This window comes from Microtetraspora malaysiensis (assembly GCF_050947145.1).
Taxonomy (GTDB): Bacteria; Actinomycetota; Actinomycetes; order Streptosporangiales; family Streptosporangiaceae; genus Microtetraspora_A; species Microtetraspora_A malaysiensis.
Genome location: NZ_CP191998.1, coordinates 4,927,478 through 4,952,452, shown reverse-complemented (window position 1 = coordinate 4,952,452; position 24,975 = coordinate 4,927,478). Strand labels below are relative to the sequence as shown.

The window sequence follows — 24,975 nt, the reverse complement described above, 5'->3', positions numbered from 1 at the left end:
TCGCGATAAATTTCCGATGCAATTGCAAATGCCCGCGCATGTGCCGCGATTATCAAACCAGCGCCGGGAGGACGTGCACCTGAGCGCCCGAGGGGAGGGCGCACTCCAGGCCGCCGAGGCCGTCCGCGTTCGCGCCGCACACGTACAGCGTGATGTGCCTCTTGAGATGCCCGTCCTCGTCGCGCAGCCGCTCCTCCAGCGACGGGTGTGCTCGGCGGAGCGTGTCGAGCGCCCCGCCGAGCGTCGGGAAGCCGTGGTCGGAGGCGGCCACGGCGAACACCCGTACCTCTACCTGGCCGTTCACCCAGCGCCGCAGAGGCGGCGGCAGGACGAACGTCACCAGGGTGACCCGCTTCGCCACTCAGAGCACCGCGACGCGGACGGTCAGCACGTCCGGCAGGTGCTTGGCGATCAGCGTCCAGGACTCGCCGTGGTCGCGCGAGCCGTACACCTCGCCGTCACGGGTGCCGAAGAAAACGCCCGCCTCGCCGGCGCACATCGCGTCGCGCAGCACGGCGGAGTGGACCGGCTCGTCGGGGAGGCCGTGCGTGAACCCCTTCCAGGTGGCTCCCGCGTCCTCGCTGCGGAACACCTGGTAGTGGTGGTCCAGGGGAGTGCGGTCCATGTCCGCCCGCAGCGGGAACACGTACACGGTGTCCGGCCGCGTCGGGTCGACGACGATCGGGAAGCCGAAGTCCGACGGCAGATCGCCGCCGATGTCCCGCCAGGACCCGCCGAAGTCGTCCGACCGGTAGACGCCGAAATGGTGCTGCAGGAACAGCCGGTCGGGACGCTCCGGATGGGCAGTGACCTTGTGCACGCACTGCCCGAACTCGGGGTACTGCGCGCCCTCCGGGAAGAACGGCGCCCGGATGTTCTTGTTGGCCGGCTCCCAGGAGGCCCCGCCGTCGAAGCTGCGGAAGAACCCGACGGCTGAGGCGGCGATCGCGATCCGCTCCGGATCGACCGGATGCGGGATGATCGTGTGCAGGCAAAGGCCGCCGCCCCCGGCCTGCCACGTCGGCCGGGACGGATGGTTCCACAAGCCCTCGACCAGCGAGAAGGTGGTGCCGCGGTCCTCCGAGCGGAACAGCGCGGCGGGCTCGGCCCCGGCCCAGACCACGCCGGGCTCGGTCGGGGACGGTTGAAGCTGCCAGACCTTCGCCAGCGTCGCGCCCGTGTGCTCCGGGAACGCGACCGGTGGCCGCTCGGCCTCCCCCCACGTCTCGCCCAGGTCGTCGGACCACATCACCGACGGCCCGAAGTGGCCGTATTCGATCCCGGCGAGCAGCCGGGGAGCGGGGCCGCGTGTGTCGATCGCGACGGACGGGACGCCGACCGTGGTGAAGCGGACCGGCTCCACTTCGAACCGTCCGCCGTTCCTTGAGCGGGCGAGGAACAGTCCCTTGCGGGTCCCTACTGCGAGCAGCGCGTCCAATGGATGTCTCCTTTGCGCGAAGTGGCGTGACGGCCCGGCCTGCCCGGCGCCCGCCTGCGGACTGACATGAACGCAGCGACGCGAAATCACCCGTTAAGCGCAACCTCGTATCGCTTAAGTGCCTTTGTGTGCTTTGTGTCCTTTATGGCGCAGTTGGTGCATTACGTGCGCGTACCGACGTGCCGTACCGTCCGCTCGCGGGGCGGCCCCCGTTTCACGGCTCGGCGAGACGGCCCGGCGAGACGGCTCGCGTGTGCGGCCCTGCGCGTGCGGGCGGCGGCCCCGCGCCCGTCCGGACCGCCTCTCGCGAGGCCGGCCCTTCCGGAACGCGTTCTTCCGGCTCCGCGCCGTGCACGGCTATCGCCATCGTGCCAGGCGCGACCGACAGATTCGGGCCATCGCGAGATCCGGGCGTCGCGGGTGTCTCTCCGAGCCCTGATATCCGCAAGATCCACTCTGAACTGGGGTAACGCCGTCGATGCGCGAGATATGCGACAAAAGCGAAATCAGGTACGCCATTATGGGCGTGCAAGAATGCGAGATCCGTTGGAGAGACCATGCGCCGTCCACTCATTGGCATCACCGCCTACCTCGAGGCCGCCCGGTGGGGGGCCTGGGTGCGTGAGGCGGTGCTGTCCCCGCACGCGTACGCGCGAGCGGTGGAGAAGGCGGCCGGGGCCCCCGTCGTGCTGCCGCCGATGAGCCCGTACGCGGCGGCGGACTACGTGCGCGGCCTCGACGGCCTCATCCTCGCGGGCGGCGCGCCGGTCGACCCCGCGCTGTACGGCGAGGCCCGCGACCCGCGGGCGGAGGAGCCGCAGGCGCACCGGGACCGCTTCGAGATGGCGCTGGCCGAGGCCGCGATCAAGGGCAACCTGCCGTTCCTCGCGGTGTCCCGGGGGATGCACCTGGTCAACGTCGTCCAGGGCGGGACGCTCATCCCCTGGCTGCCCGAGTCCGTGGCGCACGACCGCCACGCGACGCCGCGGCACGCCGTCAGCGTGAGCGTCTCCAGCGCGCTGGGCAAGGCCATCGGCGACCGCGCCGAGGTGACCGGGCCGCACCAGCAGGCGCTCAGGCGGCTCGGGACCGGCCTGCTCGCCGTGGCGTGGGGCGAGGACCAGATCGTCGAGGGGATCGAGCTCCAGGGCCACAGGTTCGGTGTCGGCGTCCAGTGGCACCCCGAGCGCGACGCGGACAACCGGCTCATCGAGGCGCTGGTCGACGCCGCCCGCCCCTGACCCGATCGTCCGGGACGGCCCCGCCCGCCCTCCGGAGCGCGACAGGAAGCGGGTGAACCCGGAACCGCGACGTCGGCGAGGCAGGCACCTTACGGGACCGGACGAGGAGGCGGCGTCCGCCTTCGGGATGAGCCCGGCGCGGGCCCACAGGAGGAGTCCCACCGCGGAAGGGACCGGCCGGAACCCCGTTAGGCGGAGCCGGCGGTCAGGGGGCGGCACACGGACACGGCCGGCCGCAGAGGCACTGTTACTGTGCGGCCATGGCGTTGCATCCTCAGGCCGCTGCTTATCTGAAGCTCTTTCCCGCCGACCTCAACGTCGATCTGGCCGCCCTGACGCTGCCGGAGATCGTCCGGATGCGTGGCGTCGACGGCATGGCCGAGCAGCGCGGCCGGCCCGCCGACCTGCCCGGCGTCCGCGACCACGAGGTGGACGGGGTGCGGGTGCGCGTCTACCGGCCGGAGCCGGGTGACCGCCCCCTTCCCGTGGTGGTCTACTTCCACGGCGGAGGCTGGGTTTTCGGCAGCGTGAACCGCAACGACGCGCTCGGCCGCGACCTGGCGCGGCGCTGCGGCGCCGTCGTCGCGTCGGTGGACTACCGGCTGGCGCCGGAGCATCCCTTCCCGGCGGCGGCCGACGACGCCTTCACGGTCGTACAGGACGTCTTCGCCCGTCCCGAGTTCTACACCGGCGACGCGAGCCGGGTGGCGGTGATCGGCGACAGCGCGGGAGGCAACCTCGCGGCGGTCGCCGCCTGGCGGGCGCGCGACGCCGGACTCGCCCTGTCCCACCAGGTGCTGCTCTACCCGATCACCGACGTGGCGATGGACACGCCCAGCTACCGGGCGTGTGCCTCCGGATTCGGGCTGGACGCGGTCGAGATGGCCTGGTTCGTCGAGCAGTACGCCCGGGACGCTGACCCGCTCGACCCGCGGCTCGCGCCGCTGCGGCTGGCGGACAAGTCGGGGCTGGCCCCGGCCACCGTGATCACCGCGGAATACGATCCGCTCCGCGACGAGGGCGCCGCCTACGCCCGGGAGCTGTCCGCCGCGGGCGTGCCCGTCGAGTACCGCTGCTTTCCCGGGATGCTGCACGGTTTCTTCGGGGTCCCCGGCTTCTTCGACGACGCCGAGGACGCGCGCGACTACGTCGCCGCCCGGCTCAAGGAGGCGTTCGCCTGACTCCGGCTGCCGGGGGGAGCCCAACCGGTCGGCCGTACGGCTCACCGAGGGGCGGCCGCCGGGGGGACAGGGGCGCGAGACCGCCCCGCCGGGCCGCGGCGCGGACGGCGCGGGACGCCCCCGGTCACCCCTGGTCTCGGGCCGAGGACACCCGCGGCCGCCGGGCGTGGAAGACGAACGCGGGCGGCAGATTGCGCCACACCGTTCGCCCGGGGACGACCTCCTCGAACGTCCGGGCCAGGCTGCGCCGGAACCGCACCGCCGGGCCGAGCATCCGGGCGTGCACGTACGAGAAGGTGGTGAACGCGCCGTGCGGGCCGAGCGAGTCCACGACGGCACGCAGCAGCACGGCCTGCTTCGACGGTGAGAAGGCGGCCCAGGGCAGCCCGCTCACGATCACGTCGGCCTTCGTCAGGCCGCGGTCGGCGAGGAGGCTCGGCAGCCCGGCGGCGTCCTCCACCAGCACCTCCAGGCCGGGGTGCCTGGCCCGCAGATGGTCCGCCAGACGCGGGTTGATCTCTAACGCGATGTGCCGGCCGCGGCCGCCCAGCCGCCGCTGGATCTCGGCCGTGAAGGGGCCGGTGCCCGGTCCGAGTTCGACCACCACAGGATCTCCGCGTTCGGGGACCGGGACCGCCACCGCGGACGAGAGCCGCCGCGAGCTGGGCGCTATCGCGCCGACCACGGTCGGGGACCTGAAGAACTCGCCCAGGAAGAGCGTCGATTCGTTCGCCATGTCCACCGACACTAAGGCGGCGGGGGCTATTTGATCATCCGCCGCCCAGCCCATTTGAGCGGCCACTTGGAGGAGGGCGGCCGTCCTACCTGAGGATGACGGCCCGCGGGCGCCGCCTCGATACGGTTCACCCATGCGATGGCGCGGCGGCTACCTTCTGGACCTCTCCCTCGCCGTCTCCGGAGTCGTGCTCAACGTGCTCGTGGCCACATCCTCCTTGGGTGGCCCGTCCGCGCCGCCGTGGGTGGTGGTGCTTCTCGCGCTGCTCGGCGGGCTCCCGCTGGCGTTGCTGCGCAGGTGGCCGGGCGCCGCGGCGCTCTGCCTCATCGTCCTGCTCGCTGTCTACGACCAGATCGAGGCCTCGACCGTCGACGCCGTGCAGATCCTGCTCCCGGTCGCCGTGGGCGTGCTCGCCCGGCTGCGCGAGTGGCGGTGGACGGTTCCCGTGGCCGTCCTGGCCGCTTTCGCCACCGGGCTGAACCTCGCCGACCCCGGCCTCGCCTTCACCCGCGGCGCGTGGTTCTACACCGTCGGCATCGTCGCCGTCCCCGTGCTCATCGGCCGCTACCTGCGCGGTACGGCGCTGCGCCGTCCCGACGAGGACCACGCCCCGCTGCTCGATCTGCTGATGGCGGGCGGCGGCCTCGCCCTCGCCGTCCTGGGGAGCTGGCCGAACTGGTCCAGCGGCACGCTCCCCGCCTGGGCGGTCGGCCTCATGGTGGTGCTGTCGGGCCTGGCCCTCGGCGTGGTCCGCCGCCTCCCCGGAGCGGTGCTGCTGCTGGAGAGCGTCCTGGTGATCGTCTCCGACCAGTACGTCGGAGAGGTCGGCACCACCCTGCAGATCCTGCTGTTCGTCGCCCTCGGCGTGTTCGCGACCCGGGCGAGATGGGCGTGGGTGCTCGCCGGATACCTGCTCACCTGCGCGGCGTCCGTGATCACGGTCGTCGACGACAGTACGGAGATCACGGCCTGGCGGGCGATCGCCCTCATCGTGATGGTGGCCGCGCCGGTCGCCATCGGCCGCTACATCAGGGGCCGGCAGGCCGCCGCGCGCCAGGCAGCCGAGCTCGCCGCCGCGCGGAACCGGGCGGACCGGCTGGCCGAACGGGAGCGGATCGCCCGGGACGTCCACGACATCGTGGCCCACCACGTCGGCGCGATGGTGCTCCGCGCCGGCGCCGCGCTGTACGCGGGGGCGGACGGCCCGGCGGAGGAGGCGCTCACCGACATCCGCGCCACCGGGCACCGGGTGCTCGAGGACCTGCGCGGTCTGCTCGACGTGCTCAGGGACCCCGGCAAGGACGACATCCCCTCCGCCGACCCCGAGGACGTCGTACGGGACGCGGTGGCGCGGATGACGGCGGCCGGGCTGCGGGTCGAGCTCGACATCGCGCCAGAGGCGGAGGGGGCGCCGCTCGTCGTCCGCGCCTCCGCCGCGCGGATCGTCCAGGAGGGGCTGACGAACGTGCTCAAGCACGCGGGACCGGGCACGGAGGCCCGCGTCAGGGTGGGGATCACGGGACACGAGCTGGCGGTGGAGATCAGGAACGGCCCCGGCGCCGCCGCCTCCCGGGAGCTGCCGTCGACCGGGCAGGGCATCAACGGCATGCGGGAGCGGGCCGGCGCGCTCGGCGGGCGCCTGACGGCGGGCCCGGCCGAGGACGGCGGCTGGCGGCTGGCCGCCGCGCTCCCCGTGCGTACGGGAACGGCGAGGAGCCGCGAGTGACCACGCGCGCGACGGTGGAGGATACGGCCGTGACGGGAGAGACGACCATGACGAGGGCGGGGAGGGGACGCCGGTGATCCGGGTTCTGGTGGCCGACGATCAGGCCCTGGTACGCGCCGGGGTCCGGATGATGCTGGAGGCCGCGGGAGACACGGAGATCTGCGGCGAGGCCGCGGACGGGGCGCAGGCCGTGCATCTGGCCGAGCGGCTCCTGCCGGACGTGATCCTCATGGACCTTCGGATGCCGCGCGTGGACGGCCTGGAGGCGACCCGGCGGATTCTCGCCGCCCGGCCGTCGGCCCGGATCGTCGTGCTCACCACGTTCGCCGAGGACGACAACGTCTACGGCGCGCTGAGAGCCGGGGCGCTCGGCTTCCTCGTGAAGGACGACGCCCCCGAGCGGATCGTCGACGCCGTACGGCGCGCCGCGCACGGGGAGCCACTGCTGGCCCCGTCCGTGCTGCGCCGGGTGGTGGAGCGCGCGCTCGCCGCCGAGCGGGAGGCGGTGTCCCTCCCGCGCGGGCTGACCGAACGGGAGGTGCAGGTCCTCACCCTCGTGGGCATGGGCCTGTCCAACGCCGAGATCGGCGAGCGGCTGCGGGTGGGGGTGACGACGGTCAAGAGCCACGTCGCCGCCGTCATGGAGAAGCTGGAGCTGCGCAACCGCACCCAGGCCGCCGTGGTGGCGCACCGGCTCGGACTGGTGGACGCCGGTTTCCGCCCCGTACCGCCCTCGCCGGCCGGCCCCGGGAAGGACGCCTGAGAGAACGGCCGACCGGCCGGCGGAGCCGCCGAACGCGGCGCGCACCGCCCGCCGGGCGGCGTCCGGCCGCGATGTAAGGTCTGACCGTGGAGTCTGCCGAGGATCGGATCTTTACCCTGCCCAACCTGCTGAGCTTCCTGAGGTTGCTCGGCGTTCCCGTGTTCCTGTGGCTCGTGCTGGGGCCACAGGCGGACGCCTGGGCCATCCTCCTGCTCATCGCGGCGGGGATCAGCGACTGGCTCGACGGGAAGCTCGCCCGGGCGTGGAACCAGACGAGCAAGCTCGGCCGGCTGATCGATCCCCTCGCGGACCGGCTCTACATCCTCGCCACCCTCGCCGGGCTGGTCCTGCGCGAGGTGATCCCGTGGTGGCTGGCGGCCCTGGTCATCGGACGAGACGTTTTCCTGCTCTTCACCGTGCCTATCCTGCGCCGCCACGGCTACGGCCCGGCCCTGCCCGTACATTTCCTCGGTAAGGCCGCGACCGCCTGCCTCATGTACGCCTTTCCCCTGCTGTTCCTCGCGTCCCATGAGGGGTGGTACGCGGAGATCACGGGCATCTTCGGCTGGGCGTTCGTCCTGTGGGGGACTGGTCTGTACTGGTGGGCCGGGGTGTTGTATGTGGTACAGGTCCGCCAGCTGACAAGGGGGTGAGCCCGTGAAGGCCGTCGTCATGGCGGGCGGGGAGGGAACGCGGCTCCGGCCGATGACCGCCAATCAACCCAAACCCCTGCTCCCCATCATCAACCGGCCCATCATGGAGCACGTACTCCGGCTGCTGAAGAAACACGGCTTCATCGACACCGTGGTGACCGTGCAGTTCCTGGCCGCGCTCATCCGCAACTACTTCGGCGACGGCGACGAGCTCGGCATGCGCCTCCACTACGCCACCGAGGAGATCCCGCTCGGCACCGCGGGCAGCGTGAAGAACGCCGCCGACCGGCTCCGCGACGAGCGCTTCCTCGTCATCTCCGGCGACGCCCTGACCGACATCGACCTGACCGACATGCTCAGGTTCCACGAGGAGAACGGCGCACTCGTCACCATCGGCCTCAAGCGGGTGCCGAACCCCCTGGAGTTCGGCATCATCATCGTGGACGAGCACGGCCGGATCCAGCGGTTCCTGGAGAAGCCCACCTGGGGCCAGGTGTTCTCCGACACGGTCAACACCGGCATCTACATCATGGAGCCCGAGGTCCTCGACGAGGTCCCGGCCGGGCGGTCGGTCGACTGGTCCTCCGACGTCTTCCCCCGGCTGCTCGAACGCGGCCTCCCGCTCTTCGGGTACGTGGCCGAGGGCTACTGGGAGGACGTCGGCACGCACGAGAGCTACCTCAAGGCCCAGGCCGACGTCCTCGAGGGCAAGGTCAGGGTCGACTTCGACGCCTTCGAGCTCGCGCCGGGCGTCTGGACGGCCGAGGGCGCCTCGGTCGATCCCGACGCGGTGCTCAAGGGCCCGCTCTACATCGGCGACTACGCCAAGGTGGAGGCCGGCGCGGAGCTGCGGGAGTACACCGTGCTCGGCAGCAACGCGGTGGTCAAGGAGGGGGCGTTCCTCCACCGGGCGGTCGTCCACGACAACGTCTACGTCGGCCCGGCCGCCCACCTGCGCGGATGCGTGATCGGCAAGAACACCGACGTGATGACCGGCGCGAGGATCGAGGAGAACGCGGTCGTCGGCGACGAGTGCGTGATCGAGTCCGAGGCGTACGTCTCCTCCGGGGTGAAGATCTACCCGTTCAAGACCGTCGAGGCCGGCGCCGTCGTCAACACCAGCGTGATCTGGGAGTCGCGCGGCCAGCGCAGCCTGTTCGGCCCGCGCGGCGTCTCCGGCCTGGTCAACGTCGAGATCACCCCCGAGCTGTGCGTACGGCTCGCCAGCGCGTACGCCACGATGGTCAGCAAGGGCGACACCGTCGTCACCTCACGCGACGCCTCCCGCGCGGCCCGCGCCTTCAAGCGGGCGGTCATCGGCGCGCTGAACTCGAGCGCCATCAACGTGGTCGACCTGGAGGCGTGCGCGCTGCCCGTCGCCCGCTTCCACACCTCCCGGGAGAGCGTCAAGGGCGGCATCGCGCTGCGCACGAGCGCGGGCGACCCGCAGAGCGTCGACATCGTCTTCATGGACGACACCGGCGCCGACCTCTCGCAGGGCGCCCAGCGCAAGCTGGAGCGCATCTTCTCCCGGCAGGAGTACCGCCGGGCCTTCCCCGGCGAGATCGCCGAGCTGACCTTCCCGGCCCGCGCGGTGGACACCTACACCCGCGAGCTGCTGCGCTGCGTCGACGTGAACGGCGTCAAGGACGCCGAGATGAAGGTGGTCGTGGACTGCGCCGGGGGCACGTCGTCCCTGGTCCTGCCCAGCCTGCTGGGCCGGGTCGGGGTGGACGTCCTCACCGTGAACAACCGCCTCGACGACGCCTCGCCGACCGAGACCTTCGCCGAGCGGCGCCGCGACCTGCAGCGCCTGGCCGAGCTGGTCGCCTCCTCGCGGGCCGCCTTCGGCGTACGGTTCGACCCGGTGGGGGAGCGGATCTCCCTGGTCGACGAGATGGGCCAGCTCATCAGCGAGGAGCGGGCGCTGCTCGTGGTGCTCGACCTGGTGGCGGCCGAGCGCAGGGGCGGCCGGGTCGCCCTGCCGGTCACGACCACCAGGGTGGCGGAGATGGTCTGCCGGTTCCACGGGGTGCAGGTGGAGTGGACGCCCACCAGCCTGGACGCGCTGACCACGGCGGCGACGCACACCGACATGATCTTCGCGGGGGACGGGCGCGGCGGGTTCATCGTCCCCGAGTTCGGCCCGACCCTGGACGGGCTGGCGGTGTTCCTGAAGCTGCTCGGGCTGGTCGCGCGCACCCGCCTGTCGCTCAGCCAGATCGACGCCCGCATCCCGGAGGCGAAACTGCTGCGGCGGACCATCCCCACGCCGTGGGCGCACAAGGGCACGGTCATGCGGTCGGTGGTTGAGGCCGCCGAGGGGCTGCACGTCGACACCACCGACGGCGTGCGGGTCGTGGGCGAGGACGGGAGCTGGGCCCTGGTCCTGCCCGACCCCTCGCAGGCGGTCACCCACCTGTGGGCCGAGGGCGGCGACGTGGACACCGCGCAGGCCCTACTGGAACGATGGGCCCGCGTCGTGGAACACGCGGCCGGAGCACAGTAACAATCTCCCCGATCATGCACAAATCTTGGGAGCTGTGACGTTCGGGAACACGGGAAACGGTGTGGCGGGATGGACCTTGAGCGGTGCGGGGCTGTAGCGTTGGTCAGTCCGTGTCGAGCACGCTTTCTTGACCTTTGTGCGTGATCAGCGTAAGTTGCGGCATTCGCCGTCTGAGCAAGTCATAAGAGAGGCCGAGCCGTTCGATGCCCAGCGTCTACTGCACGCAGTGCGGTCATGCCAACCCCGAGGATGCCCGTTTCTGCTCCAGATGCGGTTCCCCGCTGAGCGCTCCGGCGCCGGCCGCTTTCGACACCACCTCGACGATCTCGCTGGAGGCGGTGGACTACGAGTCGGGGCAGACCCTGCTGCCCGACAGGGCGGCCATCGAGCAGCTCCCGCCGGGCACCGCGCTCCTGGTCGTCATGCGAGGCCCCAACGCGGGAAGCCGCTTTCTGCTGGACAGCGATCTCACCACGGCGGGTCGCCACCCGGAGAGCGACATTTTCCTGGACGATGTGACGGTGTCCAGAAGGCACGTGGAGTTCTACCGGCGCGGCGGCCAGTTCACCGTCCGTGACGTCGGCAGCCTCAACGGGACGTACGTCAACCGTGAGCGCATAGAGGAGTTCCCCCTGACGGGGGGCGACGAGGTGCAGATCGGCAAGTTCCGGTTGGTGTTCTTCATGCGCGGCCTTGGGGGCCAGTGATCTCTGAGGGAGGGGCGGGTAAGTCATGAGCGCGCAGGCGGTACGGGCGTTCATGAGCATCGGGGAGGTGCTCGCGCTGCTGCAGGGCGAGTTCCCCGACGTGACGATCTCCAAGATTCGTTTCCTGGAGGGCGAGGGGCTCATCGAGCCGCAGCGAAGTCCCTCGGGGTACCGCAAGTTCACCCACGCGGATGTCGAGCGGCTCCGCTACATCCTCACCGCGCAGCGTGACCACTACCTCCCGCTCCGCGTGATCAAGGAAAACCTCGACGAGCAGGCTGCCCGCCCGCGGGCGCTGCCGCAGGAGACCCCGCCGGCACGGCTCAGCCGCGAGGAGCTGCTCCGGGCCGCCGAGATCGACGAGGACACCCTCGCCGAGCTGGAGAGCTTCGGCCTGGTGGCCTCCGTGGCCCGCTGGTACGACGCGGACGCCCTGGAGATCGCCCGCAACGTGGGATCGCTGGCCAGGTTCGGCCTGCACGCCCGCCACCTGCGCATGGTCCGGGCCGCGGCCGAGCGTGAGGCGAGCCTGGTCGAGCAGGTCGTGGCCCCGCTGCTGCGCCGCCGCGCACCGGGCGCGATCGGACAGGCCGAGGAGACCGGACGGGAAATATCCGGACTTCTCCTCGAATTGCACACTGTGTTGCTTCGTGGCAGTGTTCGCCGCGTTCTGGGGCAGTGACCGGGCCGACCCGCAGCGGGTGTTACGTTGAAGGCCTGGTGATATGCCGCGCCACTTTGAGACGGAGTCGCCCGTGTTGCAGATGGAGGTCGTGGGGGTTCGCGTTGAGATGCCCACCAACCAGCCGATCGTCCTCCTGAAGGAGACGAACGGCGATCGGTACCTGCCGATCTGGATCGGCATGACCGAGGCGACGGCCATCGCGCTCGCCCAGGCGGAGGAGCCGCCACCGCGCCCGCTCACTCATGATCTGTTCCGTGACGTGCTGGAGGCGCTGGGGGTGCGCCTGCAAACGGTCAACATCGTCGCGCTACGCGACCAGATCTTCTTCGCCGATCTGGTGTTCTCGAACGGGGTGGAGGTGAGCGCCCGGCCCTCGGACTCGATCGCGCTCGCGCTCCGCACCGGAGCGACGATCTACGCCAGTGAGGAGGTCCTCAGGGAGGCCGGCGTGAGCATGCCGGACGACCAGGAGGACGAGGTGGAGAAGTTCCGGGAGTTCCTCGACAACATCACGCCCGAGGACTTCGGACGTGCCGGGTAGGGGTTGATTTCGGGAATTTAACGCTTCACGACGCGCCGTGCGGGGTCGTTGACTGAGAATGTCCCCGGTCCTACGGTGCAAGGGAATCCACGGTTGTAATTCATGAACCCCCAGATCAGACCGTGGGATGAGAGAAAGCCGGAGGTCCGCAGTGGCGGTCAGCAGCGGCGAGGGTAAAGCGGCCGACCAGCATGATCCGGCCCGTCAGTCAGCGCGAGAGCGCGCCGGTGAGCAGGGACTGCTGTTCGACGAGCGCCCGATGAGACTGCCCGACGACATCGGGTACCGCGGTCCCACCGCCTGCGCGGCGGCCGGCATCACCTACCGCCAGCTCGACTACTGGGCCCGGACGGAGCTGGTCCTGCCGACCATAAGAGCCGCGCACGGATCCGGCTCGCAGCGCCTGTACAGCTTTCGCGACATCCTCGTGCTCAAGGTCGTCAAACGCCTCCTGGACACCGGCGTCTCGCTCCAGCAGATCCGGACCGCCGTCCAGCATCTCCGGGACAGGGGAGTCAACGACCTCGCCCAGATCACTTTGATGAGCGACGGCGTCAGCGTGTACGAGTGCACGTCGCCCGACGAGGTCATCGACCTGCTCCAGGGCGGTCAGGGAGTGTTCGGCATCGCTCTCGGGCGCGTCTGGCGGGAAGTCGAGGGATCGCTGGCCGAGCTGCCGGGCGAGCGGGCCGAGTCCGGCTCGGGTTCGGAGGCCGACCATCCGGCCGACGAGCTGGCCCAGCGCAGGAAGTCCCGTAAGACCGGCTGAGAGCCGCGAGCGAGAGCCCCGCGCCGCCCCCGAAGCCGGATATGACCAGCGAAAACGGCTGTGACCGGTGATATGGCGGCGGATCGGGTGAAAATCCACGAGACCGGGTGAATGCCCCGCCTCGGGGTAAGCGGTAGAGTGACGAAAGCCGACGACCCCGTGCGGGAGAGACCTCTTTAGTAGAGGCGCCGAAGGAGCAACCCTCCCCGGAATCTCTCAGGCATCCCGTACCGCGCGGGAGAGGCAACTCTGGAAAGCAGCACGTCCACCAGGCGTGCTCACCGACGGTGCAAGCCCTCCGGGGTGAAGCTCTCAGGTCGTTGTCCCGCCGCCGGTCGGCTGGTCGCGATGACAGAGGGGGAGACCGGGCGCACGCGTGCGCCCCCGAGGTCTCGACCCGCCGCAGGAGGCTTGCACATGACCGACCGGTCACCACTTCGCGATCTTTCCGGCCCGCCCTTCGCGGCCCGTCACATCGGTCCCTCGGACGCCGAGCAGGCGCGCATGCTGGAGGCCGTCGGATACGCCTCCGTGGCCGACCTGGTGGCCGTCGCCGTACCCGAGGCGATCCGGACCACGACGCCGCTCGCGCTGCCCGAGGCGGCGAGCGAGACGCGCGCACTGGCCGAGCTGCGGGCGATCGCGGGCCGCAACCGCGTCCGCACCTCGATGATCGGCCTCGGCTACCACGACACGATCACGCCGGGCGTCATCCTGCGCAACGTGCTGGAGAACCCGGGCTGGTACACCGCGTACACGCCGTACCAGCCGGAGATCTCGCAGGGCCGGCTGGAGGCGCTGCTCAACTTCCAGACCGCGATCACCGACCTGACCGGCCTCGACGTGGCCGGGGCCTCGCTCCTGGACGAGGGCACGGCCGCCGCCGAGGCGATGACCCTGGCCCGCCGGGCCAGCAAGGTCAAGAGTGACGTCTTCGTCGTCGACACCGACGCGCTGCCGCAGACCAAGGCGGTCCTCGCGACCCGGGCCGAGCCGCTCGGCATCACCCTCGTCGAGGCGGACCTCGCCGACCCCGGCGTCGCGCTGCCCGAGTGCTTCGGCGTGCTGGTGCAGTACCCCGGGGCGAGCGGGCGGGTGGCGAGCTTCCGCGCGCTCGCCGAGCGGGCGCACACGGCGGGCGCGCAGGTGGTCGCCGCCGCCGACCTGCTCGCGCTGACGCTGCTGGCGTCGCCCGGCGAGCTGGGCGCGGACATCGCCGTCGGCTCCTCCCAGCGGTTCGGCGTCCCCCTCGGCTTCGGCGGCCCGCACGCCGCCTACATGGCCGTACGCGAGGGCCTCCAGCGGCAGATGCCCGGACGCCTGGTCGGCGTCTCCGTCGACGCGGACGGGCGGCCCGCCTACCGGCTCGCGCTGCAGACCCGCGAGCAGCACATCCGCAGGGAGAAGGCGACCAGCAACATCTGCACCGCGCAGGTCCTGCTCGCCGTCATGGCCTCCCTGTACGCCGTCTACCACGGTCCGGACGGCCTGCGACGGATCGCCCAGCGCGTCCACCGCCACGCGGCCGTGCTCGCCGCCGGGCTGCGTCAGGGCGGCGTCGAGGTCGCGCACGAGGAGTTCTTCGACACCGTCGTGGCCCGCGTCCCCGGGCGCGCCGCCCAGGTCGTGGCCGCCGCCGAGGCGGCGGGCGTCAACGTCCGGCCCGTGGACGCCGACCACGTCGCGGTCGCCTGCGACGAGAAGACCGCGGCCGAGCACCTGGAGATCGTGTGGGCCGCCTTCGGCGTGCCCGGCTCCGCCGACGGCGCCGTGATCGACGACCTGGACCGGGTGACCCCGGACGCGCTGCCGGCCGACCTTGCCCGGACCAGTGACTTCCTGACCCACCCGGTGTTCCACTCGTACCGGTCCGAGACGGCGATGCTGCGTTACCTGCGCCGGCTCCAGGACAAGGACGTCGCCCTCGACCGCTCGATGATCCCGCTCGGCTCCTGCACGATGAAGCTGAACGCGACCACCGAGATGGAGCCGATCACCTGGCCGGAGTTCGCCGGCATCCACCCCTTCGTCCCGGCCGAGCAGGCGGCGGGCTACGTCGAGCTGATCGAGACCCTCGAGGGCTGGCTCGCCGAGGTCACCGGCTACGACGCGGTGTCGATCCAGCCGAACGCGGGCTCCCAGGGCGAGTTCGCCGGGCTGCTCGCCATCCGCGCCTACCACCACGGGCGCGGCGAGGGCGGCCGGGACATCTGCCTGATCCCGTCGTCCGCGCACGGCACCAACGCGGCCAGCGCGGTCATGGCCGGGATGCGGGTCGTCGTCGTCGCCTGCGACGACAACGGCAACGTCGACCTCACCGACCTGGCCGCCAAGATCGACAAGCACCGCGACGCGCTCGCCGCGATCATGGTGACGTACCCGTCCACCCACGGGGTGTACGAGGAGACGATCGTCGAGATCTGCGCGCGGGTCCACGAGGCCGGGGGACAGGTCTACGTCGACGGCGCCAACCTCAACGCCCTCGTCGGCCTGGCCAGGCTCGGCGAGTTCGGCGCGGACGTCAGCCACCTCAACCTGCACAAGACGTTCTGCATCCCGCACGGCGGCGGCGGGCCGGGTGTCGGGCCGGTGGCGGTCAAGGCCCACCTCGCCCCCTACCTCCCCGGCCGGGGCTCGGGCGACGTCTCCGCCGCGCCGTACGGCTCCGCGGGCATCCTGCCGATCTCCTGGGCGTACATCAGGATGATGGGCGGCGAGGGGCTGCGCCAGGCGACCGAGCAGGCGATCCTCTCGGCGAACTACCTGGCCCGGCGGCTCGCCCCGCACTACCCGGTGCTGTACACCGGGCGGGACGGCCTCGTCGCGCACGAGTGCATCGTCGACCTGCGGCAGATCACCAAGGAGACCGGCGTCACCGTGGACGACGTCGCCAAGCGGCTGATCGACTACGGGTTCCACGCGCCGACGATGTCGTTCCCGGTCGCGGGCACGCTGATGATCGAGCCCACCGAGAGCGAGGACCTGGCCGAGCTGGACCGCTTCGTCGAGGCCATGGTCGCCATCCGCGGCGAGATCGCCCGCGTCGCGTCCGGGGAGTACGACCCGACGGACAACCCGCTGCGGAACGCGCCGCACACGGCCGCCTGCCTGGTCGCCGACGAGTGGCCGCACCCCTACTCGCGCACGGTCGCGGCCTACCCCGTGTCCGCGCTGCGGGAGAACAAGTACTGGTCGCCGGTCCGCCGCATCGACCAGGCGTACGGGGACCGCAACCTCGTCTGCTCCTGCCCTCCCCTGGAGGCGTACGAGGACTGAGCGGAGTGAGCGCGGGGAGGACCGCGGGCCCGGAACGGAAGCGGGCCGTCATCATGCGGATGTCCTCCCCGCGCGGGCCCGCCGGTCGTTAGGATCTTGCCGATCCCCGATTTTGGAGGGCCCGGCATGACGGCCATCGACCCCGGACGGCAGATCGACCGCGCACGCGGGCTGGCCGAGGCGGGCGATCTCGACGCCGCCGCCGCGATCTTCGCGGAGGTCGCGGCCGACGGAGACGCGCCCGACCGGCAGGAGGGCGCGGCGGGGCTCTCCGACGTCGCCGAGCGGATGGCCGAGCGGCTGCTGGAGGACGGCGAGCCGGGGCAGGCCGCCGACCTCCTGCTGCGCGCCCTGTCCGTGCCCGGCGTCGCCGAGCCCGCCCGGTTGCGGATCCTGCTCGGCCTCGCCCACCTGGACATGGCCTGCGGCGAGTTCGCCGGAGCGGTCGAGGAGGGCGACGGCGTCGACGCCGGCACCGGGGGGCTCGCCATCGAGCTGCTCGCCCGCGTCCTGCCGCTGCGCGGCCGGGACGGCGACGCCGAGACCGTCTGGCGGTATGGCCTGGCCCACCCCGACACGGCGCTGGCCGAGGAGGTGCGGCTCCGCCTCAGCAGGGACGTGCGCCCCTCGGTAACCTGACCCCGGTGGAGCTACAGACACCGCACGGCCCGGGACGGGCCGAGGTGGACGAGGCGGCCGACCCGCGGCTGCTGCTCGTCCTCACGCACGGCTCGTCCGGGGGAGTGGACGCGCCCGACCTGCTCGCCGTACGCGACGCCGTCCTGGCCATCGGCGGGACGGTCGCCCGGGTGACCCAGCCGTTCCGGCTCAGAGGCGCCCGCGCGCCGGGCTCGGCGGTGCGGCAGGACGAGGCGTGGATCGCGATGATCGAGGAGTTGCGGGCCCGCCATCCGGAGCTGCCTCTTGTGCAGGGCGGGCGGAGCAACGGCGCGCGGGTCGCCTGCCGTACCGCCCGGGCGGTGGGGGCGGACGCGGTGGTCGCGCTGGCGTTCCCGCTACACCCGCCGGGCAAGCCGGAACGCTCCAGAGCGGATGAGCTGAGGCAGGCGGGTACGGACGTTCTGGTGATCAACGGGGATCGCGACCCGTTCGGAGTGCCCGAGGAGTCCGACGCGGCACGGCTCGTGGTGCTGCCGGGTGAGGGGCACGATCTGAAGAAGGATCCCGCCCGGGTGGGCGAGGAGGTGGCCCGGTGGCTGCTGGCGCGGCTGCGGGCCTGAGCCGGAGCAGGCGGCGAAAAGGTACCTGAGCCCGTCGCCGGACGGGGCGACGGGAAGGGGCCCGGCTGGACGGACCAGCCGGGTGACCCGGCCACGATGCCGATCAGGCGGCGCTGGAAGCCAGGTCGGTCGGGCGGTGCGGGGCGATGGCGACACCGTCGGGCAGCAGCTCGCCGGTGTCCTCGAAGAGGACGACGCCGTTGCACAGCAGGCTCCACCCCTGCTCGGGGTGGGCCGCTACGGTGCGGGCCGCTTCGCGGTCCTTCGCATCCGCGCTCGGACAGGACGGGCTATGAGGGCACATCGCCGGGGCTCCGTGTCTTATCGTTCGCCCGCACGCGGGCGGCGGGCGTCTGGGGTTGGTGTGTGACTGACAGCACATTGGTGCCAATACCAGTGTGCCGCTCGCTCGCCACGTGGCGACATAGTCCGTTAGGACGGTTTCGGCCGGTCCTGGGGAGGGGCCGGGGGCGCCCGCGCGGGTTCCGCTCACCACGTTGTGAGCTATTCCACAAGATTGCCTCAGGGAAGATAACGGTCCAAGCTCGACACGCCGTCCGTCTGATAACCGGCAGATTACGGTTCTCCGCGCCGTCTCCACGCCGCCCCCGCGTCGTTTCGCGGCGTCACCCGGAGGCCGGATCTCGACCCCGCTGTTCAGGCGGCCGGGCCTCGCGCAGCGACGTGGTGGCCCATCTGTACGGGGAGCGGGCCCGCGTGAAGTTTCCGTAAAGAAAGCGTTGACCATCAGGGTCGGATGTAAGTAACTTCCAGTCAACGCGGTGACCTTGGCGGACATTTTCCTACATGTCAGGGGTGGGTGACGTCACGTCGAGGACCGGAAACCCGTACGACGGCGCCCTGTTCGTCCTGTTCGTGGCGTGGGCCGGACCTCGAGCCACGTGGTGAACCCGACCCTCGGTGAGAACGAACGGAACTGCGGGCCGAAGGGAAGTCTCATGAAGAGAAGGTGGATCGCGGGGGCGATCGGGGTGCTCGCGGTGGCACTGGCGGCGTGCGCGCCCGGCGGCGGCGCGTCCGACCAGGGCGACAAGGCGGGCGCCGACAAGGTCACCCTCAGCCTGTGGTCGTGGCGGGTGGAGGACGTCAAGGCGTACGAGAAGATCCTCGCCAAATTCGAGGAGTCGCACCCGAAGATCCACGTCGAGTTCAAGCCGTTCCAGGCCACCGAGTACAACAACATCCTGGCGACGGGCCTGTCCAGCAGCGGCGGTCCCGACGTCGCCCAGCTCCGGGCGTACGGCGGGCTCCAGCCGCTGGTCGAGGCGGGCCAGCTCCTCCCGCTGGACGGCAAGGTGGAGGCGCTGTCCGGCTTCGACGCCAAACTGCTGGAGGGCTCCAAGGGCCACACGGACGGCAAGATCTACGGCGTGCCGTTCGCGTACCAGACGCTCCAGGTGCTCTACAACAAGAAGCTCTTCAGTGACAACGGCATCGAGGCGCCCGCCACCTGGGACGACATGATCGCGGCGGCCAAGAAGCTGAAGGCCGCCGGGATCACGCCGTTCGCCGTCGCGGCCGGCCCCGACGCCACCTGGACGCTGCCGATCACCCATGAGATCTTCGGCAACGCCCGCTACGGCAGCACCGCCTTCCGGGACGCGCTGGTCAAGGGTGAGAAGAAGTTCACCGATCCCGACTTCACGGCCTCCGTCAAGCTGATCAAGGACCTGGAGCCGTACTTCCCCAAGGACGTGGTGGCCGTCAAGGTCCCCGACGTCCAGGCGCTGTTCGTCACCGGGAAGGCCGCGATGTACCCGACGGGCACCTTCGACCTGGCGCCCGTGCTCGCGGCCGACCCGAGCCTGGAACTCGGCATCTTCCAGGTGCCGCCACCGCCCGGCTCCCCGGTGACCACACCGGTCACGCCGGGCTGGGCCGACGGCTCGTTCGGCGTCAACGCCAAGTCGGCCCACCAGGCCGAGGCGCTCGAACTGGTCAAGTGGATGGCGACGCCGGAGTTCGGAGAGCTCTATTCGACCGAGCTGAAGCAGCTCTCCGCGGTCCCCGGGGTCACGCCGTCGGACCCGCTACTGGCCGAGATGGCCAAGAACTACGCCGGCAACGGCGCGCCGTACACGCTGCTCGTGAACTTCCGGTACGGCCAGCCGAACGGTGACGCGGTCTTCCGGGACGAGGTGCAGAAGATGCTCACGGGCCAGACCGACCCCGAGGCGGTCGCCGCGAGTGTGCAGAAGGGCGTCGAGCAGTGGTTCAAGCCAGGGAACTGAGCGTTCCCCGACGTCGCGCGGCACGTACCGGCGCCCGCCGCCGGTACGCGCCGCGCTGGCGGGTGCTGGCCGTCTTCCTGCTGCCCGCGCTCCTGCTCTACTCGGTCTTCATCGTCTATCCGCTGGTGAGCGCGCTCGACTACAGCTTCTTCGAGTGGCGCGGGATCCGGCAGACGGGGTTCGCCGGACTCGGCAACTACCGGGACCTGCTCAGCGTCTACCCGTACGACCAGCAGCTGTGGCGGGCGTTCGGGCACAACGCGCTGTTCTTCGGCGGGACCATGCTGATCCAGAACACGGTCGGGCTGCTCTTCGCCCTCCTGCTGTTCCGGTACGGCCGGGGCAAGCGGTTCCTGCAGGCCGCGTTCACCACGCCGTACCTGGTGGACCCGCTGGTCGTCGGCTACCTCTGGAGCCTGCTGCTCAACCCGACGTTCGGCCCGGTCAACGCGTTCCTCGATGCGGTCGGGCTGGACTCGTGGGCGTTGCCCTGGCTGGGTGACACGCGTACGGCGCTGCCGATCGTCATCCTGGTCAACGCGTGGCAGTGGGTGGGCTTCCCCATGCTGCTGTTCTCCGCCGCGCTCGCCGGGATCCCGGCCGAGTACCACGAGGCGGCCCGGGTCGACGGCGCGTCGGCGTGGCAGGCGTTCCGGCGGGTGACGCTGCCGCTGCTCACCCCGGCGATCGGCGTGGTGAGCGTGCTGACGTTCATCGGCAACTTCAACGCCTTCGGGCTGGTCTACGCGATGGCCGGTTCGTCCGGATCTCCGGCGGGTTCGACCGACGTGCTCGGTCTGCTGTTCTACCGGGTCGGGTTCGTGGAGGGCGGCGTGGAGGCGATCGGGCGGTCGTCGGCGCTCGCCGTGCTGATGTTCGTGTTCATCTTCGGGGTGTCGCTGCTGGCCACCTCGTACTTCCGCCGCCGCGAAAGGAGGCTGGTGTGACGTCCGCGCGCCGGGCTCCGGGGCGGGTCGCCGTCCACCTGCTGCTGTGGGGGTACGCGGTCGTCGCGCTGCTGCCGCTGGTGGTCATGCTGCTCAATTCGCTGCGGCCGACCAGCGAGATCTTCACCGCGCCGCTGCGGCTGCCGACGTCGCCCACGCTGCACAGCTACCTCAAGGTGTGGACGGACGCGTCGTTCAGCACCTACTTCCTGAACTCGCTGATCGTCACCGGCGGCGCGGTGCTGATCGGCACCGCGGTGTCCGCGCTGGCGGCCTACCCGCTGGCCCGCCACGACTTCTTCGGCAGCCGTTTCCTCGGCGCGTACTTCCTGGCCGGGCTGATGCTGCCGATCCGGCTGGGCCTGGTGCCGATCTTCTACCTCATGGACTCCATGGGGTTGATCGACTCGCTGCTCGGGCTCACGCTGCTGTACGCCGCGTCCGGGGTGCCGTTCTGCGTCTTCGTGCTGTCGGCGTTCTATCGTTCCCTGCCCGGAGAGCTGGACGAGGCGGCCCGGCTCGACGGGGCCGGCGAGTTCCGGATCTTCGGGCAGATCATGCTTCCACTGGTGCGGCCCGCGCTGGCGTCGGTGACGCTGTTCCAGTTCGTGCCGCTGTGGCATGAGTTCCTCTACCCGCTGGTGCTGCTGCGCTCCGACGAGAAGTTCACCATCCCACGCGGGCTGTCGCAGTTCTTCGGCGAGTACACGACCGACTGGTCGGCGCTGTTCGCCGGGCTGGTCCTCGCCACGGCGCCGCTGTTCGTGCTGTTCGTCCTGGCGACCAAGCAGATCATCGCCGGGTTGACCGCCGGCATGAGCAAGTAGGCACGCATCGTACGTTCCGGAGACCTATGGGGAGGCGGCGTGGACGCCGGCGACGACTACTCGAGCGGCATCCTGGTGCGGTTACGCGGCGCGATCCCGTCCTTGCGGCCCGCCGAGCAGCGGGTCGCGCGCGCGGTGCTGGCCGACCCTCAGGGCGTCGCCGACCTGTCCATCGGCGTGCTCGCCCGCAAGTGCGGCACCTCGGAGACCACGGTGCTGCGGTTCTGCCGGGCCATCGGGTTGCGCGGCTACACCGAGCTGCGGCTCGCGCTCGCCCGCGAGATGGCGCTGGAGGCGTCGCGGGACGGCGGCGCCCGCCCGCTCGGCGGCGACATCACCGCCGACGATCCACTCGAGGAGATCGTCGCCAAGATCGGCTACAGCGACTCCCGCGCGGTGGCGGATACCGCCGAGCACCTCGACGTCACGGCGCTGGGGCGCGCGGTCGACGCGATCATCGCGGCCCGCCGGGTCGATCTTTACGGCGCGGGGGCGAGCGGCTACGTCGCGGACGACCTGCGTCAGAAGCTGCACCGGATCGGGCTGACGGCGTTCGCCTGGCGGGACTTCCACAGCGCGCTCACCTCGGCGGCGCTGCTGGGCGAGGCGGATGTCGCGATCGGCATCTCGCACACGGGCGCCACGGTCGACGTCCTGGAGGCGCTGCGGATCGCCGCCGACCACGGGGCGACCACGATCGCGATCACGAACTTCCACCCGTCGCCGATCACCGAGCTGGCCGACATCGTGCTGAAGACCGCGGCCCGGGAGACCCCGTTCCGCTTCGGCGCGATGGGCAGCCGGATCGCCCAGCTCACCGTCGTCGACTGCCTCTTCGTCGGAGTGGCCGCCCAGCGTACGTACGACGAGACCCTGACCGCCCTGGAGGACACCTACCGCGCGATCGGCAGCCGCCGGCGCAAGGGGGCGCGACCGTACTCCTGAAGCTCCTGAGGTCGTCTCTGCCGACGGCCGTCAGCCTGGACGGTGCCCGGCGGCCTGGAGGCCGGAGAGGAGGGCGTCCAGGCCCCGCTCGAACTCCTCCTCGCCCTGGACGGTCTTCGCGTCCCGCACGGTCGCGTCGGGGTCGGCCCACCCGGACTGCTGCACCTCGACGGCCACGCTGCCGAAGACGTACGCCCGCAGCGCCCGCACGGCGTCCGCCGCGCCCGCGAGCCCGGCCTCGGCGAGTTGCTCCGTCTGGTCCCTGATCGAGATCAGCGCGGTGCCCTTGGGCGGCTTGGTGAGCGCGAGCGACAGCACGCCGGGGTGCTCCAGCAGCGCGGCGCGGCCGGACCGGGCCCAGGCGCGGGCGCGGTCCTGCCAGCTTCCCTCGGCCTCCACCCGCACGGTCGTCACGTGCTCGGCCAGGGCGTCCATCAGCGCCTCCTTGCCGCGGGGGAGGTGATGGTAGATCGCCATGGCCTCCACCTGGAGCGCGTCGCCGAGGCGGCGCATGGTCAGCCGCCGCAGCCCCTGCCCGTCGGCGATGTGCAGCGCGGCGTCGATGATGCGTTCGAGGGAGAGCGGGACCGGCGGTCGCTTGGCAGGCATGTGGATCATGCTGCCACAGTTGACCTTACTGTGTAAAGGACGTTGCCCGGCCCGGATGTGAGGGTCGCGGCGAAACGGCGTACGCTACGGCCAGCGATATCTGCCCGATCTGGAGGACCTTCGATGGCGTTTTTCCGTCCGCGTGTGAGCCGGGAGGCGGAGGTCAGGTACCACGCCGACCAGGAGGTCGGAAAGGGATACCACGACCTGCTGGAGAAGGCGAGGGAGGCTGAGCGCGCCCTGAGGGAGAAGCAGGCCGCAGAGGCCTCCACCGAGGAGCTGCGCGAGGCCGGTCTCGCCCTGGACCTCGCGCTCACCGACGCCCTGCGCGCGGCGGAGGCCGTGCAGCGCGCGACCTTCGGCGTGAAGTCGTACGACGACCGCATCCGCCGCAGGAAGGGCAAGGCCACGCCCAAGGGCGCCATGTGGACCGCCGAGGTGAACCGCCTGCGCACGCTGCGGGAGGCCCACCGGCTCACCGGCATCGTCCGGGTGCCGCGCGCGTCCGTCGCGGCCCGCTGAGGCCGCCGCCGGTTGAAAGACGGCCCGCGCCCCTTTCGGGGGCGCGGGCCGTCTCGTTTCGTGTGGCGTCCGCGGCGTGCGAGCCGCCGCCCTTGTCTCAGCCGTGTGACGGAGACGGGCTCCCTCGACCCCCGTCGGCCGACGTGCTCGGCGGCGATAGATACGCCGTACCAGGCAAATTGTCGGTCGCTCATGCGAGCATGACGCCTTTGTTCGCCGCAACGGAGGACGGAATGCTCAGGTCACTGCCCCCGGCGGCCAGGACGTTGTTGTGGGTGCGGATCCTCAACCAGCTCGGCGCCTACGCGCTGTCCTTCCTGGCGGTGCTGGCCGGACCGGATCTCGCCGTGGTGGCACTGGCGGTTTTCGGCGTCACGGCACTTCTGTCTCGCTGGGCCGGAGCGCTCCTGCTCGATCGCTGGCCGCCCGGCCGCGTCCTTGCCGCGGGGCTCGCCGCCACCGGCCTGTCGCTGATCGCTCTGGCTCTCGCCCAGACTCCGGCGCAGGTGCTGATCACGATCGCGCTGGTCGGGTTGGCCTTCGAGATCTACGAGCCCGCGACGCAGGAGCTGCTGGCGCGGGCGAGCTCCGGCGAGCGACGGCATGCGACCTATGCGCTGTTGGGCGTGGCGTTGACCGCGGCCGGAGCGGCCGCGGGGCTGCTCGCCGCCGTCTTGCTCCCGCTTGGCGTGCGCTGGCTGGTGATCGCCGATGCGCTCACCTGCCTGGCGGCGTCCGCAGTGGCCGTGGCGTTCCTGCCGCGCGAAGGCACGCGCGTCGCGCGGCGCGTCACCCCGGACGCGCGCTGGCGCCCGCCCGCTGCGTTGGTACGCCTCACCGTGGCGAGTCTCGCGTTCGCGGTCGGCTACCTGGCGGTGATGATGTACCTGCCCCTGGCGCTGTTGGAGCGGGGCGTGCCCGCGTGGGTTCCCGGGCTGACGTTGGCGGGCGCGGCCGTCCTGGCTCCATTCGCCCTTTGGGTGACCAAACGGCTGCTGACAGGGCGCGCTCATGGGGTGATTCTCAGCGTCGGCACGTTACTGCTGGGATTGCTTGCGATCGTCATGGCCATCACCGCGAATCCGCAGCTCACCGTCGCGGCCTACCTGGCCTGCACCGCAGTGAACGGCGTGCTGCTCGGCCGTTGGCAGTCGATGATCGCCGATGCCGCCCCGGAGCGGGAACGATCTCGCTGGTTCGCCTTTCAAGGGTCGTCTTGGGGCGTGGCGCAACCCGCCGTTCCACCGCTGGCCGCGCTGGCCGGCGGGGTCGTCGGCGCAGCGGGGGCCGGCGCCTTCCTCACCGCGGGCGTGGCGTTCCTTCTCGTACCGTTCGTCTTGCGGCGCGTCACGACCTGACGATCTCGCGCGCCCGGCCGCTGCGTCCCGGCCGGCACCTCCTGCCCGC

Annotated in this window: 24 protein-coding genes and 2 riboswitches; of the genes, 19 read left to right on the top strand and 5 right to left on the bottom strand. The window is 71.3% G+C overall.

Annotation, left to right across the window (positions count from 1 at the left end):
• Nucleotides 1-52 precede the first annotated feature (52 nt).
• Entirely contained in the window at nt 53-361 is a 309-nt protein-coding gene (locus ACQP1V_RS23520; protein WP_084258924.1) for a hypothetical protein, read from the bottom strand.
• The gene (locus tag ACQP1V_RS23515) at nt 362-1,438 is read right to left on the bottom strand and encodes a WD40/YVTN/BNR-like repeat-containing protein (protein ID WP_433411744.1); all 1,077 of its coding nucleotides are present in this window, start codon (nt 1,436-1,438) and stop codon (nt 362-364) included. It abuts the gene before it with no gap.
• 557 nt (nt 1,439-1,995) lie between these two features.
• Here ACQP1V_RS23515 and ACQP1V_RS23510 point away from each other — a divergent pair.
• Both ACQP1V_RS23510 and ACQP1V_RS23505 read left to right on the top strand, forming a co-directional pair.
• Nucleotides 1,996-2,679 carry a gamma-glutamyl-gamma-aminobutyrate hydrolase family protein gene (locus ACQP1V_RS23510; RefSeq protein ID WP_433411742.1) on the top strand — a complete coding sequence of 228 codons (684 nt, stop codon included), beginning with the start codon at nt 1,996-1,998 and terminating at the stop codon, nt 2,677-2,679.
• Between the two features lie 260 nt (nt 2,680-2,939).
• Complete coding sequence (locus ACQP1V_RS23505) at nt 2,940-3,860, top strand: alpha/beta hydrolase (protein WP_433411740.1); 921 nt, start codon at nt 2,940-2,942, stop codon at nt 3,858-3,860.
• A gap of 124 nt (nt 3,861-3,984) precedes the next feature.
• Here the strand turns inward: ACQP1V_RS23505 and ACQP1V_RS23500 are convergent, their stop codons facing one another.
• Nucleotides 3,985-4,596 carry a class I SAM-dependent methyltransferase gene (locus tag ACQP1V_RS23500; protein WP_433411738.1) on the bottom strand — a complete coding sequence of 204 codons (612 nt, stop codon included), beginning with the start codon at nt 4,594-4,596 and terminating at the stop codon, nt 3,985-3,987.
• Between the two features lie 133 nt (nt 4,597-4,729).
• Between ACQP1V_RS23500 and ACQP1V_RS23495 the strand changes: the two genes are divergently transcribed.
• From ACQP1V_RS23495 to ACQP1V_RS23445, 11 genes are all read left to right on the top strand, one after another.
• Nucleotides 4,730-6,322 (top strand): histidine kinase, encoded by a 1,593-nt coding sequence (locus tag ACQP1V_RS23495; RefSeq protein ID WP_433411736.1) that lies wholly within the window; start codon nt 4,730-4,732, stop codon nt 6,320-6,322.
• 73 nt (nt 6,323-6,395) lie between these two features.
• Nucleotides 6,396-7,085: a response regulator gene (locus tag ACQP1V_RS23490; protein WP_387414297.1), complete on the top strand. Its 690-nt coding sequence runs from the start codon at nt 6,396-6,398 to the stop codon at nt 7,083-7,085.
• Nucleotides 7,086-7,171: 86 nt separating this feature from the next.
• Nucleotides 7,172-7,738 (top strand): CDP-alcohol phosphatidyltransferase family protein, encoded by a 567-nt coding sequence (locus ACQP1V_RS23485; protein ID WP_433411734.1) that lies wholly within the window; start codon nt 7,172-7,174, stop codon nt 7,736-7,738.
• A 4-nt stretch (nt 7,739-7,742) separates the two neighbouring features.
• Nucleotides 7,743-10,247, top strand: a complete 2,505-nt coding sequence (locus ACQP1V_RS23480; protein ID WP_433411732.1) for a sugar phosphate nucleotidyltransferase — start codon at nt 7,743-7,745, stop codon at nt 10,245-10,247.
• Between the two features lie 203 nt (nt 10,248-10,450).
• Nucleotides 10,451-10,954, top strand: a complete 504-nt coding sequence (locus tag ACQP1V_RS23475; RefSeq protein WP_067133549.1) for an FHA domain-containing protein — start codon at nt 10,451-10,453, stop codon at nt 10,952-10,954.
• 25 nt (nt 10,955-10,979) lie between these two features.
• On the top strand, nt 10,980-11,636 hold the full coding sequence (gene ftsR, locus ACQP1V_RS23470) for a transcriptional regulator FtsR (RefSeq protein WP_387414302.1): 657 nt from the start codon (nt 10,980-10,982) through the stop codon (nt 11,634-11,636).
• Between the two features lie 73 nt (nt 11,637-11,709).
• The gene (locus ACQP1V_RS23465) at nt 11,710-12,180 is read left to right on the top strand and encodes a bifunctional nuclease family protein (protein WP_157570373.1); all 471 of its coding nucleotides are present in this window, start codon (nt 11,710-11,712) and stop codon (nt 12,178-12,180) included.
• Between the two features lie 151 nt (nt 12,181-12,331).
• A complete protein-coding gene (locus ACQP1V_RS23460; RefSeq protein ID WP_387414303.1) occupies nt 12,332-12,949 on the top strand; it encodes a MerR family transcriptional regulator in 618 nt (205 codons plus the stop codon).
• Nucleotides 12,950-13,101: 152 nt separating this feature from the next.
• Nucleotides 13,102-13,192, top strand: a riboswitch (glycine riboswitch).
• Nucleotides 13,193-13,314: riboswitch (glycine riboswitch) on the top strand. It begins immediately after the preceding riboswitch.
• A gap of 52 nt (nt 13,315-13,366) precedes the next feature.
• Nucleotides 13,367-16,225 (top strand): aminomethyl-transferring glycine dehydrogenase, encoded by a 2,859-nt coding sequence (gene gcvP / locus ACQP1V_RS23455; protein ID WP_433411730.1) that lies wholly within the window; start codon nt 13,367-13,369, stop codon nt 16,223-16,225.
• A gap of 126 nt (nt 16,226-16,351) precedes the next feature.
• The gene (locus ACQP1V_RS23450) at nt 16,352-16,864 is read left to right on the top strand and encodes a hypothetical protein (protein ID WP_387414307.1); all 513 of its coding nucleotides are present in this window, start codon (nt 16,352-16,354) and stop codon (nt 16,862-16,864) included.
• A gap of 5 nt (nt 16,865-16,869) precedes the next feature.
• Complete coding sequence (locus ACQP1V_RS23445; protein WP_433411727.1) at nt 16,870-17,466, top strand: alpha/beta hydrolase family protein; 597 nt, start codon at nt 16,870-16,872, stop codon at nt 17,464-17,466.
• Nucleotides 17,467-17,569: 103 nt separating this feature from the next.
• Here ACQP1V_RS23445 and ACQP1V_RS23440 read toward each other — a convergent pair whose 3' ends face one another.
• Complete coding sequence (locus ACQP1V_RS23440) at nt 17,570-17,770, bottom strand: DUF5999 family protein (protein WP_067133568.1); 201 nt, start codon at nt 17,768-17,770, stop codon at nt 17,570-17,572.
• A 655-nt stretch (nt 17,771-18,425) separates the two neighbouring features.
• On the opposite strand from ACQP1V_RS23440, the gene ACQP1V_RS23435 reads away from it, so the two are divergent.
• The 4 genes from ACQP1V_RS23435 to ACQP1V_RS23420 are packed head-to-tail and all read left to right on the top strand — an operon-like array spanning nt 18,426 to nt 22,437.
• Nucleotides 18,426-19,718 carry an extracellular solute-binding protein gene (locus tag ACQP1V_RS23435; protein ID WP_433411725.1) on the top strand — a complete coding sequence of 431 codons (1,293 nt, stop codon included), beginning with the start codon at nt 18,426-18,428 and terminating at the stop codon, nt 19,716-19,718.
• Nucleotides 19,697-20,665 carry a carbohydrate ABC transporter permease gene (locus tag ACQP1V_RS23430; RefSeq protein WP_433411723.1) on the top strand — a complete coding sequence of 323 codons (969 nt, stop codon included), beginning with the start codon at nt 19,697-19,699 and terminating at the stop codon, nt 20,663-20,665. The genes ACQP1V_RS23435 and ACQP1V_RS23430 overlap by 22 nt, the downstream gene beginning before the upstream one ends.
• Nucleotides 20,662-21,492 carry a carbohydrate ABC transporter permease gene (locus tag ACQP1V_RS23425; protein WP_433411721.1) on the top strand — a complete coding sequence of 277 codons (831 nt, stop codon included), beginning with the start codon at nt 20,662-20,664 and terminating at the stop codon, nt 21,490-21,492. Before ACQP1V_RS23430 ends, ACQP1V_RS23425 begins: the two co-directional genes overlap by 4 nt.
• Before the next feature lie 39 nt (nt 21,493-21,531).
• Nucleotides 21,532-22,437 carry a MurR/RpiR family transcriptional regulator gene (locus ACQP1V_RS23420; RefSeq protein WP_433411719.1) on the top strand — a complete coding sequence of 302 codons (906 nt, stop codon included), beginning with the start codon at nt 21,532-21,534 and terminating at the stop codon, nt 22,435-22,437.
• A 30-nt stretch (nt 22,438-22,467) separates the two neighbouring features.
• On the opposite strand, the gene ACQP1V_RS23415 is transcribed toward ACQP1V_RS23420, so the two are convergent.
• Nucleotides 22,468-23,046, bottom strand: a complete 579-nt coding sequence (locus ACQP1V_RS23415; RefSeq protein WP_433411717.1) for a TetR/AcrR family transcriptional regulator C-terminal domain-containing protein — start codon at nt 23,044-23,046, stop codon at nt 22,468-22,470.
• Nucleotides 23,047-23,169: 123 nt separating this feature from the next.
• Here ACQP1V_RS23415 and ACQP1V_RS23410 point away from each other — a divergent pair, with 123 nt between their 5' ends.
• Nucleotides 23,170-23,568, top strand: coding sequence for a hypothetical protein (locus ACQP1V_RS23410; RefSeq protein WP_433411715.1), 399 nt, complete (start codon nt 23,170-23,172; stop codon nt 23,566-23,568).
• Nucleotides 23,569-23,801: 233 nt separating this feature from the next.
• Nucleotides 23,802-24,926 (top strand): MFS transporter, encoded by a 1,125-nt coding sequence (locus tag ACQP1V_RS23405; protein ID WP_387414315.1) that lies wholly within the window; start codon nt 23,802-23,804, stop codon nt 24,924-24,926.
• Nucleotides 24,927-24,975 lie beyond the last annotated feature (49 nt).

What these genes read in the sequence shown, in the direction of transcription:
- ACQP1V_RS23435 (WP_433411725.1), top strand. Translation starts at nt 18,426, where the DNA reads ATGAAGAGAAGGTGGATCGCGGGGGCGATCGGGGTGCTCGCGGTGGCA.
- ACQP1V_RS23405 (WP_387414315.1), top strand. Translation starts at nt 23,802, where the DNA reads ATGCTCAGGTCACTGCCCCCGGCGGCCAGGACGTTGTTGTGGGTGCGG.
- ACQP1V_RS23500 (WP_433411738.1), bottom strand. Translation starts at nt 4,596, where the DNA reads ATGGCGAACGAATCGACGCTCTTCCTGGGCGAGTTCTTCAGGTCCCCG.
- gcvP (WP_433411730.1), top strand. Translation starts at nt 13,367, where the DNA reads ATGACCGACCGGTCACCACTTCGCGATCTTTCCGGCCCGCCCTTCGCG.
- ACQP1V_RS23505 (WP_433411740.1), top strand. Translation starts at nt 2,940, where the DNA reads ATGGCGTTGCATCCTCAGGCCGCTGCTTATCTGAAGCTCTTTCCCGCC.
- ACQP1V_RS23510 (WP_433411742.1), top strand. Translation starts at nt 1,996, where the DNA reads ATGCGCCGTCCACTCATTGGCATCACCGCCTACCTCGAGGCCGCCCGG.
- ACQP1V_RS23495 (WP_433411736.1), top strand. Translation starts at nt 4,730, where the DNA reads ATGCGATGGCGCGGCGGCTACCTTCTGGACCTCTCCCTCGCCGTCTCC.
- ACQP1V_RS23450 (WP_387414307.1), top strand. Translation starts at nt 16,352, where the DNA reads ATGACGGCCATCGACCCCGGACGGCAGATCGACCGCGCACGCGGGCTG.
- ACQP1V_RS23410 (WP_433411715.1), top strand. Translation starts at nt 23,170, where the DNA reads ATGGCGTTTTTCCGTCCGCGTGTGAGCCGGGAGGCGGAGGTCAGGTAC.
- ftsR (WP_387414302.1), top strand. Translation starts at nt 10,980, where the DNA reads ATGAGCGCGCAGGCGGTACGGGCGTTCATGAGCATCGGGGAGGTGCTC.
- ACQP1V_RS23415 (WP_433411717.1), bottom strand. Translation starts at nt 23,046, where the DNA reads ATGCCTGCCAAGCGACCGCCGGTCCCGCTCTCCCTCGAACGCATCATC.
- ACQP1V_RS23475 (WP_067133549.1), top strand. Translation starts at nt 10,451, where the DNA reads ATGCCCAGCGTCTACTGCACGCAGTGCGGTCATGCCAACCCCGAGGAT.
- ACQP1V_RS23440 (WP_067133568.1), bottom strand. Translation starts at nt 17,770, where the DNA reads ATGTGCCCTCATAGCCCGTCCTGTCCGAGCGCGGATGCGAAGGACCGC.